Below are 17,052 nucleotides of genomic sequence, written 5' to 3'. Positions count from 1 at the left end.
CCATTCATAATTAATATCTAATTTTGCCAGCTGCCACTTCTAATAAATATTGACCATATCCTGTTTTATTAAGACTATTCCCAGCCTCTTCTAATTGCTTTTTATCAATCCAACCGTTTAAAAAAGCAATTTCTTCTAACGCTGCAATTTTAACTCCTTGATGATCCTCAACCGTTTTCACAAAATTCGTTGCATCTACCAAACTTTGGTGAGTTCCAGTATCCAACCACGTAAATCCTCTACCTAAGAGTTCTACACTCAAGGTTCCGTTATTTAAATAGGCTTCATTTATTGATGTGATCTCTAATTCTCCACGCTCAGATGGTCGAACATTTTTCGCGATTTCAACAACTGAGTTATCATAGAAATATAGCCCGGTAATTGCATAGTTAGATTTAGGATGTTTTGGTTTTTCTTCGACACTAATCACTTTGCCCTCTTCGTTAAACTCAACTACACCAAACCTCTCTGGATCTGTCACATGATAACCAAAGACAGTAGCACCGTGTGCTTTTTCGGCTGCTCTTTGAAGGATGTTCCGCATCCCGCTACCGTAATAAATGTTATCCCCCAATACCATAGCAACAGAGTCCTCACCAATGAATTTTTCCCCTAAAATAAATGCCTGCGCAAGTCCATCAGGGGTTGGTTGGACAATATATTCAAGTTCGATACCAAACTGTGAACCATCACCTAATAGGTTTTTAAATCTAGGCAAGTCTTCAGGAGTAGAAATAATCAAAATTTCTTTGATTCCCGCAAGCATTAAAGTAGATAATGGATAATAAATCATAGGTTTGTCGTAAATAGGCAATAATTGTTTACTCGTAACCATGGTTAAAGGATAAAGTCTTGTTCCACTTCCTCCAGCTAAAACTATTCCTTTCAATGTTAACTCCTCCTCTTGAATTTAATTCTTTGTCTTAATGATTTTAGTTAAATAACGAACAGACTTGCTAATTTCGTTCTTATATAAAAATAGATAAAGGGAATATAATCCAAAATAAAGTAGAAAAGACACATTGCTAGATGCTATGGAATTCAATGTGATAAAGAATGCTATCATAATAATTTCAGGAAAAGCATTTTTTAAAAATTGAATCCCAAGTATTTTGGTTAATAAATATTCACTAAGTAAAGATCTCAACCCTAATAAAATCACGATGGACAAAATAGATAAAGTTAAATTTTGAACATTGTATACAATAATCGCTGTGGTTATAAAACTCAAAAGAACTAAAAGTAGATTTACCGATAAAATTATTTTTTCTTTTCGGATAGCTTTTAGATAGGTGTTAATTAGCAGAGCCATTTTCCCTTCAAATAACACTATGGGAAAAAGCAATCCCATATAAATAATACTAAGCTTATACTCCGGGAGCCAAAGTAAGAGTAAAAAACTTAACGGATAGAAAAGAAACATACTACCCAGCAAAGATGTAGAAAGTAACGTTCTCAAGGTGAGATACAGTTGAGGCAATTCATTTTTCGGAACTCTTTTCAAGACAGGGAAAATCACAATTCCCACTGCATTAATAAATACTAATAACAAATTTGAAATACTAAGAGTTAGTGAAATTTTACCAAAAGTGGACACGTCCCATATTTTTTCGATTCCAAACCTTACGTTTCCAACTATCAGTATATTAGAGAAGTTCGCAATCATAAGTTTAATCCCTACACTTATGTTCTTTTTTGCTTCTTCAAAAGCTGACCACCGTAAAGAACTTTGTTTAAATACAATTTCCTTGCAATAATATATAGAAACTAACAACGAAATAAGTTTTGCTACTAAATCTATTATTATAATCTCTTTGTATAATCCATTATCAAAGACTAATAAAAGTGTCACCCCAAATAAAAAGGATACTCTGTCTGACAACATAACTAATGCGTATTTTTTAATTTCATTAGTAGCTTGTAAAACATATACAAGCATTACTCGCAAATTAACTAGCACCATTGAAATAGAGACCATTTTGACCACAAACGTTTTGTCTGAATCTTGAACAAATAAAAGTGCAAAAAGCCACAAGACTATGAAAAATAGTAATTGAGTAATAAGTAACAAATAGTACTGCTCATTGAAAACTTTTTTATTTAGTTCTTCGTAGTGTTTACCACCATATCTTAAATAGATACCGTCATTAAGACCTAAATGAAAAAAACCTACATAAGCACAATAAAATAAATAGAGTTGTAGAAGACCATAATCGTTAACTCCTAACAACTTCGGAAAGATTAATATAGTTACAGTGGAGATAGCTAATGTAATTAAGTTACTAGAAATCGAATACCAAATATTTTTCAGAAAAATTACAGCTTTATTGTTCATTGAATTTCCTTAATCCTGTTATGTTATTTTAAAATTTAAATAATGATTTTCAGTAAAAAATGGAATTAACAGGGCCTGCATTGGTGTTTTAAAAACGAGATCAAAATACAGCCAACATATTACTGAAGTCCACGCTAATACTAAGAACGAGACTCTTTTGTTCAGTTTTATTTTTTTAGATATGCTTATTCCTGAAAACAACATATAATTCAAAATCAAAAAATTCCTTATCAGTCGATAAAATGTGATTTGAACCATGAACAATGGGAAAAATAAAACCGATAATATATTTATTTGATGAACCAATTTGATTTTTCTTAGTGTTTTTTCATCGGCTGTCTCTTGAGATAATTTAACTGCCCAGCCAGAAAGAAAAAGAGAAACACCATGTAGGAGAAATAATATAAGAAAACCAAACTCTGTTTTTTGATTCAAATAAATCTGAATCTTTGAGTCATCTATTTCTGAAATTAAGATTTCTAATCCTGGGATTGTATTGTTATTGATAAATATTACAATGCAGAAAAAGAAGGTAATAACAGCTAACACTTTTTCTTTTATAGTTCGTTCAGTTCTTTCTGAAAACAAAACAATAACCACAAAATATATGATGAATGAGAAATGTATACTCGTAGCTAATCCTAAAACAAACATAGAGAATATTTTTTTAAATTTATAGTCTGAAAATAATAATATATTCAACGAAACGACAAACAAAGAAAATGCGATGAAGTATCTAAATTGTTCGGCGCTAAGGATCACTAAATACGTAGAGAATAAAGCAATGACGTAATGGGGACTAGGAGAATATTTTTTTATAGAGACAAGCATCAATAATAAAGACAGAAAAATTACTATGCTTCTAAATAGATAAAAATCATCAGTAATCATTCCTCCTATTGCCATTAACGTCTTATAACCAATTTCATAATTACTTAAGGATCCTGCCAGAAAATTTTGATATTCTAATTCATAATAATACAAATCGTTAGATAGTCCGGATGTATTCCGATAACCAGCAATTAGAAGAAATATAAAAATGAAAGAAATTAAATATACTGGCATATTTATTCTCTCTTTGTGTTTTAGACCGCAATATAAGTTAATTAGTATTGTAGATATATATATACTTAGAGTCATTTAAGTTACCCTCGATCTGTATTTGTGACCTTTACTAAATCATTTATTGTAAATGAGAACTAATTAAATTTAAAAACGTTTCTGGTGAATTTTCTCCCTTGTACTTATAATCAATTGTGTTTTTTGCTTTTAAAAACTCTATATCTATTTCTTCTGGAATAGTAAAATATTGAATGTAATTTGGATTGTAGAATTTTGATTTTTTTGTATAAGGGTAATTAGTTAAAAGTTTCTTATTGTACATAATAGCATCCCAAAAACGTAAAGTACTTCCTGTAGTACCTTTATCTAAAATCTCTAATATACAATTAGCAGCCATAGTTCTTCCCATAAATTCTTTGAAAGGCATAGCATGAGGACTATAGATTATTCCTTCGTTTACTTCAGTTGAGGAATAATTTTTATCTACTATATAAAAGAAACATTTTAATTTGGCTTTAGTTAATTTTTTATAAGCCATCTCTATTTCTTCAATACGATTTCTAGCTGCTCCGATGAATAGTACGTCAACTTCTTTATACTTCTGAAATTCCGCTTTCCATTCCTTAGGTACAAAAGAATAAGGTATCGAAGTGTATATCAAATCGTACTTTTCCACGTCCCTCATATTATAAGATAGTATTAAATCAAACTTTTTTTTCATTTGAGTAACACTCATGTATGATATTTTGTTAAGTTTTGATTCTACCGTATCACTAAAATAGAAAACAAATTTACTATTAGGATATTTAATTTTAAGGTATTCTATAAATTCTGGATAATACCAATCAGCCGTAATAATAAAGCATATTGTATCCTCTTTTTTAAATTTTACATTCGATAACTTTTTATACCATACTTTTTTAAATGGTAAAGAATATCTATTATTCATTCGATGAGATAAATGAGCCTTACAAATAAAATTAAAAAAAGAAAACTTAAATATATTGTTTCTTCGTATTACTTTGACATTATCTGAATTTTCCACATCTAAAAAAAATAAGCGACTAAGATCTTTAAATCCATCATTAAAAATGACATAGTTCAATAAATTCACCTTCTTTTTAAATAACTTTTACTATTTCATTATTGTATTTTTCAAGTGTTTCTTCGTCAAAATCAATTCCAAACGTTCCTCCAGCTTCATTCACATATTTCCCCCTAACAGGAATTTTTTTTGTTGCATTCTTTAGATACCATTCATATTCAATATCTAAATGACCAATATCTATAGCTTGATACCCCATCTTAGCAATATCATAGCTTAGAATAGTCGCCGTAGGACCAAGCGCAATTAGATACAAATCATTGCTAGAGGCATTAGTGTTAGCATTCACAAAATCAATAATGTCATGATATTTATCAAAGGCATTTTCAGAAGGCGCAATTATTCTTTTAACGGAATGGGCATGTTCTAACAAATCGTTCCCAACTCCAAATCTAGTTTGACCGCCTTCAATGAGGATAACATTTCTCCCATTCCAAACATCTTTCCATTGTTCAAACATTTGTTTGCTATTGAAATTATTTAAACCATTGTAAGTTCTAGTAATCAATGAATCAGAATATTTTTTGTTGCTATCTAATAACTCCATCCATCTGTAATAGTATTTTCCTAAATGAGCATTTCGCGATTCTTGCCTCTCTTTAGAATGATACTTTAGCGTACCAAAAAAGTCTGGAACCCCTATTAAAATCTCATTTTCGGTTGAAAGTAATACTTCTTTCAACCTTCTACTTAGTTCCTCGGAATTACTTTGCCCAAAATATGCTTTTGCATCTTTATAAATCCATGCAATTTCTCCATCACCAAACCTACTTAAAGATTTATTTTCAGTTTTCAACATTCTAAAAGTTTCTTCATTAGTATAATAATGAACCTTACTCATTCTGTTTTTTATTAATGAGAATTTTAGTGCGTAAAACTTGATCATAGGTCGTGCATAAACGCGTCTATAGAGGGCGATAATCAACTCTCCCTGTTTACTTTTCGATAACTTGTTTTTTATTTTTGATAAGTGTAGATATATATTGTTCATACGTCTCCTTTTTTAGACACAATCACTTGTTTATATTCGTTATAAATTCTATTTCTTTTTAAATTTAAATTTTCCAACTCAAATTCTTTTGCTTTATCAAAATTTATAACTGCGTAATTTGTGAGTGAAGATTTATCTAGTTTTTTCAAAATCTCACAAATGGCATTAACATCACCCTTATCAAATCTAACACTATTCCCTATTAATTCAGGAATTCCCGCCGTATTAGATCCAATTGCAGGGCAACCTCTACTGAGAGCTTCGATTAATGCACGTGGCAGTCCCTCTTGTTTGCTTGGTTGTGCATATAGGTCAATAGTGTCCAACCAATTTATGACTTCTTTTTTTGATAATAAACCTTTAAATTCAACTTTATCTTCTACACCGAATTTATGAGCTATTCTTTTTAAATATTCAGGATTTCCTCCACCTACCAATTCATAGGTAAAGTCGTAACCATTTCTATTTAAAATAGAAATGGCCTCGATTATATATTCTTGACCTTTATATTTCACGTTAACTGCCGCGGTCGTTCCAATTTTAAGTTTTTTACAATCAACATTATTGATTTTATTTAATCTACTTTGCAGTGTATTATTATTTCCTTTGTTTAAGTAAACATTTGAAGCAAATGTATGAATACCATTTGAAGGATATCTTTTTTGTAACCAATTTTCTGTAACATAAGAAGCATAATCGGACTTTTTGATCCCGCTTTTCGCTTTGAAATATACATATGGGGCAATAATTTTTCCTAAAAATCCATGATTCCAGTGAGCATCCCAAGCGCATCCTCCGACCTCTACCAAATATTTTTTCTTTTGCTTTAAACTATGCTTAATTGTTAAATCACTGATTATACTCGGCATTCTCGCAAATATTAAATCGGATTCTTCAACATAGTGTTCAATAATTTTGCTATACTCATTTTTTTCTATTAAGAAACCTTTAACAGTGTTTAAATTAGGAATTTCTACAATTTTCATATTATCTAGATTTACTTTTTGCATGTTAGCCTCTGTATAAGTTTTATCTAATGGCAAGGTTCTTATTAACACCACTAACTCATCAATGACCTCAAAATACCTAGAAAACATTTCATTTGTAAGAGTAGTATTACAATAGACACCATTAATATCCTTATACATTGGCCCATCGAAACTAAATAGCCCAATCATTTATTCACCTTCTTAATCTCAAAATCAAATTATATTATTACTATGCATAATTATTTATTTTTCCAAATGTGTTTCTCATCATCAAAATATTTTACAACTTTCGCAGGAACACCTACAGCAATTGAGTTTTTTGGTATGTCTTTATTGACTACAGCATTTGCGCCAATCACACAACCATCACCTATAGTAACCCCAGGGAGAATACACACGTTGTCGCCTATCCATACATTATTTCCAATTTTCACAGGAGAAGTGGTTAATTTTCTTTCATTTGGAGGTGTTTTCGGGTTGGATGCAAACGAACTATTAGAATAATCGCCATGAGCAATATCGCTTATATAAATTTTAGAGGCTAAGAGACAATTATCGCCTATAAAAACTTGTTCTCCAGCTGCTATATGTACATGATCACCTACTCTACAATTGTATCCAATATTGATTTTTGCAGTCTCTTTACCATTTATATTAAAAGCTTCCAACCTACAACCGTATCCAGTCGTAAAGTTTTTTCCATACATTATCTTGTTCTTACCCCTAATATAAAATGGAAAGCGAATCAATCTAGCTTTTCGATAAAAACATTTAGTCAAAATATAAGACAGCCCATTTCTGATTAACTCCATCAAGCCATATTCATTTTTCACAATTCAAATGCTCCTTATAGATTGTTTTTAATTTTTTATTAAAAGCTTCTATAGAAAAATGCTCATTAAATACTTTTTTTACTTGAAGCCTTTGATTTAAAAAATACTCATCATTTAAATTATTAAATGCGATAGGTTTATGTGAGATATTTATACCTACCGAGTAATTTGCGACTATCTTCGTAGTATCGGCTTGGATATTATTTATAATAGGGAGCCCGTGTTGAAAGTAATCAATTGATTTCATAGTAAGACCTACACATACTGTTTGTTTCATGATATTTAATCCATAATGGCACTTGCTAAATATCTCTTGTTTTTCTTTTTCGTCATAAATGATTCCATAATACTTAACTTTTGCTCCATTTTTCGCTACGGTGTTTATTAAAGTATCCTTGCTCTCCCCGTTTCCAATTACATGAAGTGTTACAGGTCTGACTTTTAATAAATCATTTATTATTTTTACAATTTGATCGATGTCTACTATATTATTTATTGATCCTAAATAAGCTATATCGAACTTTTCATTACTCAGAATTATGTTTTCGTTTAATTGAATTTTATTTTTAGCAAGATGCAGTGTAGTTTGTGGAATACCTTTTAGTTCATCAACCAAAACATCTTGGTATAAATCACATTCTGTAATAATTAAATCAGCACAATTCACGTAATTAGACCTGATATTTTTCCAAGCACTTATCGGGAATATGTTTTTCCCTTTACTTAAAGGAAGTGTTTCAGGCCATAAATCAATAATATCAAGTATTATTTTGATCTTCGGGTATTTTTTTTTATATAGTGCTGCCTGTTTAACAAGTGAGTTAGGTGGTACAAGAATATATAAAACATCAGGTTCGAGTTCTTTCACTTTAATAAAAGCTTCTTCAGAAAACTTTTTATGAGAATTTAGTCTTTTAAAAGATAAATTTTTCTTGTATTCTCTTGTTTTCAAATAATAAATTCCTTTTTCTTCTACTTCACGTTTTTTTTTGCGCGAATGACTGAAATCAGATGAAATGACAGATACTTCATCATCTTGTTCTTTAAAAAAGTCTCGAATAAGTTTAACTCTTTCTTCATAAGTATCGAAACAATTAACAATTACTACTTTCATTGGTTTACGCCTCACTATTTAAGGGAATAATATTATTTTTATTTTCTAAAATATTCAAAGAAATGATTTATTGCGCCAACTTATTATTTGTTCGATTTACTAAATGCTTTTGCGGATAGATTCATCCTCTTTAGATGTTGCAATTTCATTATTTACAATAGTTGGTCCTCCTTCGTGCACGCCATCACGCTTTAAAACGCTAAAAATAGTAGCTATAAAACATCGAAAATCTAATGAAAAAGAAATTTTTTTAATGTAGTAACCATCCAATTTCGCTTTTACTGTAATTGGTAATTCGTCTCGTCCGTTGATTTGGGCCCAGCCTGTCAATCCAGGAAGAACACTATTTGCACCATATTTTTCACGCTCTTCAATTAAATCATATTGATTCCATAGAGCAGGACGGGGACCTATGATAGACATATCACCTTTTAATATATTTATAATTTGCGGTAATTCGTCTAAGCTTGTTTTGCGAAGTAGTTTACCTGTCTTAGTAATATATCGGTCAGGGTCATTCAGAAGGTGAGTAGGTGTGTCTTTAGGAGCATCAATTCTCATGGTACGAAATTTCAAAATATTAAAATGTGATTGATTTATTCCCACTCGTTTTTGCTTAAAGAAGATTGGACCTTTAGACTCTAATTTAATTGCAATCATTATTCCAACAAATAAAGGAGCAAGTACAATCAGCCCAATCAACGACAGCATCAAATCAATTTTTCGCTTGTGTTCAATATACTTCATCATTCACACTCCATCATTTAGACTGTTTCTTTTAGTTGATCGCGCTTTGCAGAATCGAGACAATCATTTGCCCAGTTGACGAGATACAGACCGAGCGCTTCACTCGTCTTTAATTCATTCATTCTTGAAAGTTTCCCTTCCAAGTCCGATTCTTCGGTAACGATGCCTGTAAAGATTTTCGGATAAACCGCCTCAGGATGAACTTCTCCTTCTTTCAACAGCTCTTCAAACATTTTTTCACCTGGACGAATCCCGCTAAATTCAATTGAGATTTGTTCTTCTGTAAAGCCACTTAATTTAATCATGTTTCGTGCAAGATCTACAATTTTCACTGGCTCACCCATATCAAGGACAAATACTTCTCCGCCATCGGCTAGAGTCCCAGCTTGAATGACAAGACGGCTCGCTTCAGGAATCGTCATAAAATAACGGGTCATATCAGGATGTGTGACAGTAACCGGCCCGCCTTTTTCAATTTGCGTTTTAAACAACGGGATAACAGAACCCCGACTCCCCAATACATTTCCAAAACGGACAATGGCATACTTCGTTTGACTCGTTTTCGCTAAATTTTGAACGACCATTTCAGCAATACGTTTTGTTGATCCCATCACGTTCGTTGGATTGACGGCTTTATCCGTTGAAATCATAACAAATCGATTTGCACCAAACTCATCTGCCATCTCAGCGACATTTCTAGTACCATAGATATTATTCTTAACAGCTTCATGTGGATTTGCTTCCATTAAAGGAACATGTTTATGCGCCGCCGCATGGAAAACTAGATGCGGTGAATGTTTCATAAACACTTCACGTAATCGTTCTACATCCTGCACATCTGCAATAACCGGAATCAAGTCGACGTCTAGATTAAGTTCTCGCAGTTCACGTTCAATTAAATAAATACTATTTTCTCCATGACCGAGTAATAAAAGGCGGCTTGGACTAAATTTCAAAATTTGTCGGCAAATTTCTGAACCAATCGATCCACCAGCTCCTGTTACGAGTACTGTCTTACCTTCCACCTCTGATTGAATCCCTGAAATATCAAGCTCAACCGGTTCACGACCAAGCAAATCGTCAATTGATACTTGACGCATTTGATTAACAGCAACCTTTCCGGCAGCGACTTCTTCAATCATCGGTAGCGTGTGGACATTTGTACAGAGTGCTTTTGCCCGTTTGATAAGGGCGAGTCGCTCCTGGTAGTTCATAGAAGGGATAGCAAACACGATTTTATCAATCGCATGATTCTCAACCACACTTTCTAGTTGTTCGAGCGTTCCCAACACTCTTACACCGTTAACCGTCAGATTTTGGAGGTGACTGTTATCATCAATAAACCCAACTGGATTCATACGATGATTATCTGATTGATTGATCTGACGGACTAACATCCGACCAGCTTGACCAGCACCCACAATCAACGTCCGCTTTTCGGATTTACGCCGCTTCATTTTTCTCCCAACTAGAACTAGTCGGCGATCCTGCTTCCACGTCACATAAATTCGTGACCCCAAACGAATGCCTCCTAACATTAGAAGAGATAAACAGAAACTGAGGAATAACATTCTTTCCATCGCTTCTCCGTAAACAGCAAATTGAAGAATATATAAAGTCAATGTACTCATCATAAGAGTCATCGCAAGGCGAATCGCTTCTGACATACTCGCAAAGCGCCATGCGACTCGATAAAGGCGACTAAACCCAGCCATCACGATAAATAGAGCACTATATAGTAAAGCAGACTCTACAAAATGATTGCGATCTACATTTTCAATAAATTCAATTGGATATAAAAAGAAATATGTGACGAACATTGAAGATAGAATAGCCATAATATCTAAAACTACTAATATACTTGTTCGAAATGATTTTCGACTTAACTCAGGAATAGACATCTGTTTTCCTCCTTATTTCACTGGATTCAAAGAAGAGTTTTCTTCCATCAGTTCTGTCATCATCTTTAATACATCTTCTCGGAGATCGTCTCTTTTTAGTGCAAATTCAAGAGTTGTTTGAATAAACCCTAACTTTTCTCCAACATCATAGCGTTTGCCATTGAATTCGTAAGCATATACACGCTCAACTTCATTCAAGCGTGTAATCGCATCTGTCAATTGGATTTCACCACCCGCTCCCGGGACTTGTGTATCTAAGAAGTTAAATATTTGAGGAGTAAACAAATATCGGCCTAAAATGGCCAAATTCGATGGTTCTGTACCTGGTGCCGGTTTTTCCACAAAGGATTCCACTTTATGTAAACCGCCTTCAAGTGACGCCTGTGGATCAACAATCCCATACCGATGAGTTACGTCACGTGAAACTGGTTGAACGCCGATAATCGAACTCTCCGTTTTTTCGTACTGTGCAATCAATTGTTTAGTACAAGGAATTTCCGCCTGAACAATGTCGTCTCCAAGCATGACGACAAATGGTTCATTTCCTACAAACGCTTTTGCCTGCAAAACCGCGTGGCCAAGTCCCATCGGTTTTGACTGACGAATGAAATGAATATTAATATTGGTCGTTTCTTCAACCAACTTTAAAAATTCAGACTTCCCTTTTTCAATTAGAATTTGTTCGAGCTCTGGAACTGAATCAAAATGATCTTCAATTGCTCGCTTCCCCTTACCTGTTACAATCAAGATATCTTCAATTCCAGATTCAACGGCTTCTTCAATAATGTATTGAATAGTCGGTTTATCGACGATTGGCAACATCTCTTTTGGCATCGCTTTCGTTGCCGGTAAAAAGCGAGTGCCTAATCCTGCAGCTGGAATCACAGCTTTTTTTACTATTTTACTTGCCATGATGCTCCTCCTCTATGGATAAATATATATTATCTGTCTGATTCATAGAAAAAAGGATGTAACTTACATCCTTTCAAAATTATAAATTAAGGGTATCACTTTCGACCTAATATAAAAACATACGAGGAGTAAAATAAACCTGAAATCGTTCGACAGTTGTCGACACTTTATATATTTTTCACCAATTAAGTAAATGAGTTTTAGCGAAATTTAGAACAATTCACTTTTTCCATTTGCCTCGCCAATTCTTCGTCGGCAATGTCGGCGGGTCGATGAACACAAAATCATCTTTGATGACTGCCTCTGCATTGACGATATAATTTTCCCATTTGTCTGCGCCAAGTTCATCGCTTACGACCTTTTCGACTTCTGTCCAATAAAACGTTCGGCGCCCTGTACTATGGGCATCCGATGCGATCAAATGGCTCAAGCCGTTACGAAGGAACGCGAATGCGAGGTCTTTAACGTTATTTCCGAATGCTCCGGTCAAACTACTTGTCGTAATTTGTGACAGTGCTCCAGACGATACAAAATCCATTAGTCGCTGCGGGTTGGTCGCGAATTCTTTATTCCGTTCTGGATGAGCGATAATCGGTGTATAGCCTTCCGTTTGAAGGCCAAAGAAGAGCTGTTCCGCATAAGCTGGTACCGAGTCACTCGGGAACTCAACGAGCACGTAACGAGATCCGGCGAGCGATAACGCTTCCCCTTGCTCTAACGATTCAACGAGGTCACCGAAAATACGAATCTCTTGTCCTGGATACAAATCAAGATTGATATTTTCTTGTCTAAGTACGTTTTGTAGTTTCGTCACAGCACTCACGACATCGAGCTGACTTGTATCAAACTGCGGCTGAAACGCGTGGGGGGTGACTACGATTGCAGTCACCCCTTCACTTACTGCGCGCTTCGCCATTTCGATTGCTTGTTCGACTGTTTCTGGACCGTCATCGACGGCCGGTAATAAGTGACAATGGATATCAATCATGACGTGCTCCCCTTCTTATTCGTACGCATAATAGTAATAATGATCGTCGCTACCTTGTGGTTCGCGCTTGTTCAAGACCACACCGAGGATGTGCGCGTCGGCCAAAATGAGTTGTTCTTTGGCCTTGACGACCATTTGACGGTCCGATTTATCGCAACCGACAACTAGTACAACACCATCCACTTTGCGGGCCAAAAGTCGCGTATCCGCTACTTGCATCATTGGAGGGGCATCTAAAATGATGACATCATAGTTTGCTTTCAGTTCTTCTAATACACGATCCATCATCTTCGAAGATAATAACTCCGATGGGTTAGGCGGAATCGGTCCAGCCGCAATCAAATCTAAATTCTCGATTTGAGTCGTATGCGTCGCTTTATCGACAGTCGTCTTTTTAGCAAGCACAGTTGAGAGACCAATTCCATTTGAAAGACGGAATGTAAAGTGGGCAGTAGGACGACGCATATCGCAGTCGACGAGTAACACCCGTTTCCCTTGCTGTGCATAGACGACAGCGAGGTTTGATGACGTCGTCGACTTTCCTTCTCCTGACGAGGCTGACGTGATAACCATCGTTTGTAACTCGTCATCAATTGCCGTAAACTCCAAATTTGTTCGGATGGTCCGATACTGCTCTGAAATCGGTGACTTTGGCTTCAGAATCGTGATTAACTCTCGGCCTGACTTGTCGTATTGTGTATGTTTATTTTTCTTCTTTCCGAACTTAAACATGGGCTCGTTCACCTTTCACGTTAGCTTGACGTTGTTGACGCATTTCGACTTTATCGATGACAGGAATCGATCCGAGAACTGGGAGTTCCAAAATATTTTCAACATCCTGTTCCGTCTTAATCCGACGATCTAAGACTACTTTCAAGAATGCGAGTGCTACACCAATCATAAGTCCAAGAACAGTCGCAATCGCTGTATTTAACAAAATATTTGGGCTTACAGGGAGCATCGGAACTGATGCGTTGGAAAGAACCTTGACGTTATCAACACTCATTAACTCTGGCACTTCAGTTGAAAAAACATCACTAATTTCATTGGCAATATCTGTTGCTAGCACAGGATTTGTATGTTGAACTTTAATGTTGATGACTTGTGAGTTTTGTTCACTGTTGACCGTGATTAAATTTGAAATGTTATCGGGAGCACCAACCACGTTCTGCTGAACTTGCTCTAAAATCGCCGGACTCTGAATAATCACGCGATACGTGTTGACAAGCGTGACTGACGATTGGATTTGACCACTATCAATCATATTGTTTTGTGTTTCCTTTGGTGCAACTAATACTTGGGTAGACGCTTCATACGTCGGTTGAATCACATATGAACTCACTAAAAAGGCGATAAGCGCCGCGATGATTGCTAAACTGATGATGAGTCCTTTGCTCCGCTTTAAGATGGAGAACAACTCTCCAATAGAAATCGTTTCTTCTTTCATGCTCTTGTTTTCTCTCCTCTGTTTTTTAAAGTCACTGCTGGAAAAAATCCGCAGATAATATTTAACAATTCTAATACCAGAACATTATAGCAAATTTCCTCACAGGTGATGACCCATTTTTTAAATTTTGGTTTTTTTGGTATGTAAATCTGATAAACTTTGTTAGGAAGAACTTAACAAAAGGAGGAGACAATAGTGCACGTTAGTGAGCGCCTACTCCAGTTGTACGCAGATACAAATGCAACAACACGTACAAACTTACAAGATTTAATCAAACAAAATTTAGGGGACGGTAAATCGTTAAGCGTGTCCTATGAAGAATTGACGGGGTCATCGGATGCGACGCTATCCGCCGACGAAAAATCGTCGGAAGATTTCGCCGCTTGGATCAAAGACGGCAAGAAAGATGCCATGTTTCTTCCATACTATGTGTCTTTACTCGAGATGCATGAGGCTGTATTGAGAAAAGAAGCGACGATCCCTCAATCAAAATCTATTGACAAGGTGATCGTCGAGGAAACACGGATTGTGGAAAAGGCACCGGTTCCCGCACCAACCGTAGTTAAAGATTCAAAACCGAGAGAAAAATCAGCTGTCTCTAAACCACGATACACACCTGAAATTCCAGTTCCATCACGCACTGAGCGAGCGAAGTACAATCGAACAATCGAACCTGCCCGTCCACGGCGGAAGTCTAGAAAATGGATTGGCGCCCTCTTCTTCTTCGCTTTACTCATAGGAGGCGGCTATATCGGGTATCCATATGTAATGGACCTGTTAGAACCAAAACAAGAAGCCAAAATCGTGAAAGAAGCACCGAAGCCGGATCCTGAACCGGTCGTCCAAGAACCAGAGACAAACTATGTTTGGCTCGCGTCAAAGAACGTCAACCTTGTCTCGGAACCGAACGGCACGACCGTCACCTATATAGGAGATATCGGCGATCGCTACGAGATTGTGCAAGAACAAGACGACCATATCGAAGTAGATTTAGATGGCACGACAGCTTGGGCCCCGCTCGATGCTGTCACGACAGACTGGCCGACGCGCGATTTGACGGACAGTGCCTTACTTGACTGGGTGAACACGAATTTGAACAACGAGTGGCTCAGCGAGTCGATTCCTGATTTCTTCGCCATGAACGAAGCGGCACTCACTGAGACGATCGGCGCGCCGTTCGGCCGTGAGACCGATGCGTTGAACGCTTACGCGTTCTATAACGGTGGGTTTTTCGTGATCCAAGACGATAAAGTACACGCCATCGACTGGACGAACACCCAAACGACGCGCGAAGCCTTTAGCCCGCTCGGTGAAGCCGTGCTCGAGACGGACGATGCGGTGGTATATGAGAGTGAGACGTACTCACTCCGCTTATTCGAAGGCACGAACGGACAAACACGGGTACGCTTGACAGAAAAATAATCAGTACAGGATTTATTGGAAGGGGTTATTTATATGAACACGATTTTAGTCACAGGGGGTGCCGGTTATATCGGTACCCATACCGTCTTACAATTACTTGAAACCGGCCACGACGTCATCGTCCTTGACAACTTGTCGAACAGCCGTCGTGAGGCGCTCGAGCGCGTCGAAGCATTGACCGGGAAATCGGTCACGTTTTATCTCGGTGACATCCTCGACCGCGAACTGCTCGAACAAATCTTTTTGACGCATACGATTGACGCCGTCATCCATTTCGCCGGACTGAAAGCTGTCGGTGAATCGGTATCCGAGCCGCTCCGTTATTACGAGAACAACGTCGTCGGGACGACCGTATTACTTGAAGTGATGAACGCGTTCGATGTGAAACGAATCGTCTTCAGCTCGTCTGCAACCGTGTATGGCATGCCGGAACGGACACCGATTGACGAATCATTCCCGCTCAGTGCGACGAATCCATACGGTCGGACAAAACTGATGATTGAAGACATCATGCGCGACCTCGCTGTCGCCGATCCATCATGGAGTATCGCCCTACTACGCTATTTCAACCCAATCGGTGCCCACGAGTCGGGCCAAATCGGTGAAGACCCGTTCGACATCCCAAACAACTTGATGCCGTATATCACCCAAGTCGCCGTCGGGCGTTTGAGCGAGCTGAGCGTGTTTGGCGATGATTATGACACACCAGACGGGACCGGCGTCCGCGACTATATTCACGTCGTCGACTTGGCTGAAGGTCATTTGAAAGCACTGGACTACGTCATGAATCATACTGGTGCCGAGGCGTTCAACTTAGGAACCGGAACCGGCTATAGCGTCCTTGACCTCGTTCAGGCCTTCGAGGCCGAGAGTGGAAAAACTGTCCCGTACCAAGTGACGCCACGTCGGCCGGGCGATATCGCCATGTGCTTTGCCGACCCATCGAAGTCAAAACGTGTGCTCGGCTGGGAAGCGAAACACGACGTCCGCGCCATGTGCCGCGACGCATGGAACTGGCAATCGAGCAACCCGAACGGTTATCGCTAATACCAAAACGAGTCCTCATCTATGTCGATGAGTGGGCTAACCTAAATTTTTGAGACAATATAAAAACACCTTCGCAGTGGTACACTTAAAAAAAGTGCTAGCATCGGAGGTGTTTTTGCGTGGGCAAAAACGTATATTCAAGTGAAGTGAAATGGGCAG

The 17,052-nt window shown here is 36.9% G+C and carries 16 protein-coding genes; 2 read left to right on the top strand and 14 right to left on the bottom strand.

Annotation, left to right across the window (positions count from 1 at the left end; translation table 11 throughout):
- Nucleotides 1-10: 10 nt before the first annotated feature.
- From rfbA to KNP80_RS15045, 14 genes are all read right to left on the bottom strand, one after another.
- A complete protein-coding gene (rfbA, locus tag KNP80_RS15110; protein ID WP_214835042.1) occupies nucleotides 11-889 on the bottom strand; it encodes a glucose-1-phosphate thymidylyltransferase RfbA in 879 nt (292 codons plus the stop codon).
- A 21-nt stretch (nucleotides 890-910) separates the two neighbouring features.
- Nucleotides 911-2,335, bottom strand: a complete 1,425-nt coding sequence (locus KNP80_RS15105) for an oligosaccharide flippase family protein (RefSeq protein ID WP_214835041.1) — start codon at nucleotides 2,333-2,335, stop codon at nucleotides 911-913.
- 18 nt (nucleotides 2,336-2,353) lie between these two features.
- The gene (locus tag KNP80_RS15100; protein WP_214835040.1) at nucleotides 2,354-3,400 is read right to left on the bottom strand and encodes an EpsG family protein; all 1,047 of its coding nucleotides are present in this window, start codon (nucleotides 3,398-3,400) and stop codon (nucleotides 2,354-2,356) included.
- Nucleotides 3,401-3,518: 118 nt separating this feature from the next.
- Complete coding sequence (locus tag KNP80_RS15095) at nucleotides 3,519-4,502, bottom strand: WaaS/CpsH family glycosyltransferase (protein ID WP_214835039.1); 984 nt, start codon at nucleotides 4,500-4,502, stop codon at nucleotides 3,519-3,521.
- Nucleotides 4,503-4,518: 16 nt separating this feature from the next.
- Nucleotides 4,519-5,427, bottom strand: coding sequence for a GT-D fold domain-containing glycosyltransferase (locus KNP80_RS15090; protein WP_214835038.1), 909 nt, complete (start codon nucleotides 5,425-5,427; stop codon nucleotides 4,519-4,521).
- Between the two features lie 62 nt (nucleotides 5,428-5,489).
- Nucleotides 5,490-6,671, bottom strand: a complete 1,182-nt coding sequence (locus KNP80_RS15085) for a glycosyltransferase family 4 protein (protein ID WP_214835037.1) — start codon at nucleotides 6,669-6,671, stop codon at nucleotides 5,490-5,492.
- 50 nt (nucleotides 6,672-6,721) lie between these two features.
- A complete protein-coding gene (locus tag KNP80_RS15080; protein WP_214835036.1) occupies nucleotides 6,722-7,315 on the bottom strand; it encodes a DapH/DapD/GlmU-related protein in 594 nt (197 codons plus the stop codon).
- Nucleotides 7,305-8,429, bottom strand: a complete 1,125-nt coding sequence (locus KNP80_RS15075; protein WP_214835035.1) for a glycosyltransferase family protein — start codon at nucleotides 8,427-8,429, stop codon at nucleotides 7,305-7,307. Before KNP80_RS15075 ends, KNP80_RS15080 begins: the two co-directional genes overlap by 11 nt.
- 99 nt (nucleotides 8,430-8,528) lie before the next feature.
- Nucleotides 8,529-9,176, bottom strand: a complete 648-nt coding sequence (locus tag KNP80_RS15070; protein WP_214835034.1) for a sugar transferase — start codon at nucleotides 9,174-9,176, stop codon at nucleotides 8,529-8,531.
- A gap of 17 nt (nucleotides 9,177-9,193) precedes the next feature.
- Nucleotides 9,194-11,077 (bottom strand): polysaccharide biosynthesis protein, encoded by a 1,884-nt coding sequence (locus KNP80_RS15065; protein WP_214835033.1) that lies wholly within the window; start codon nucleotides 11,075-11,077, stop codon nucleotides 9,194-9,196.
- Nucleotides 11,078-11,089: 12 nt separating this feature from the next.
- Nucleotides 11,090-11,989, bottom strand: coding sequence for a UTP--glucose-1-phosphate uridylyltransferase GalU (galU, locus tag KNP80_RS15060; RefSeq protein WP_214835032.1), 900 nt, complete (start codon nucleotides 11,987-11,989; stop codon nucleotides 11,090-11,092).
- Between the two features lie 220 nt (nucleotides 11,990-12,209).
- Nucleotides 12,210-12,977, bottom strand: coding sequence for a tyrosine-protein phosphatase (locus KNP80_RS15055; protein WP_214835031.1), 768 nt, complete (start codon nucleotides 12,975-12,977; stop codon nucleotides 12,210-12,212).
- A 15-nt stretch (nucleotides 12,978-12,992) separates the two neighbouring features.
- Nucleotides 12,993-13,709 (bottom strand): CpsD/CapB family tyrosine-protein kinase, encoded by a 717-nt coding sequence (locus tag KNP80_RS15050; RefSeq protein WP_214835030.1) that lies wholly within the window; start codon nucleotides 13,707-13,709, stop codon nucleotides 12,993-12,995.
- Nucleotides 13,702-14,424, bottom strand: a complete 723-nt coding sequence (locus KNP80_RS15045; protein ID WP_214835029.1) for a YveK family protein — start codon at nucleotides 14,422-14,424, stop codon at nucleotides 13,702-13,704. Before KNP80_RS15045 ends, KNP80_RS15050 begins: the two co-directional genes overlap by 8 nt.
- A 195-nt stretch (nucleotides 14,425-14,619) precedes the next feature.
- On the opposite strand from KNP80_RS15045, the gene KNP80_RS15040 reads away from it, so the two are divergent.
- On the top strand, nucleotides 14,620-15,846 hold the full coding sequence (locus tag KNP80_RS15040) for a flagellar basal body-associated FliL family protein (RefSeq protein WP_214835028.1): 1,227 nt from the start codon (nucleotides 14,620-14,622) through the stop codon (nucleotides 15,844-15,846).
- Between the two features lie 33 nt (nucleotides 15,847-15,879).
- Nucleotides 15,880-16,893 carry a UDP-glucose 4-epimerase GalE gene (galE, locus tag KNP80_RS15035; protein ID WP_214835027.1) on the top strand — a complete coding sequence of 338 codons (1,014 nt, stop codon included), beginning with the start codon at nucleotides 15,880-15,882 and terminating at the stop codon, nucleotides 16,891-16,893.
- Nucleotides 16,894-17,052: the final 159 nt, after the last annotated feature.

Source organism: Exiguobacterium sp. E4787 (genome assembly GCF_018618375.1).
GTDB lineage: Bacteria > Bacillota > Bacilli > Exiguobacteriales > Exiguobacteriaceae > Exiguobacterium > Exiguobacterium chiriqhucha.
Note: the sequence above shows the minus strand (reverse complement) of the source record. Positions and strands in the feature narration are given on the sequence as shown.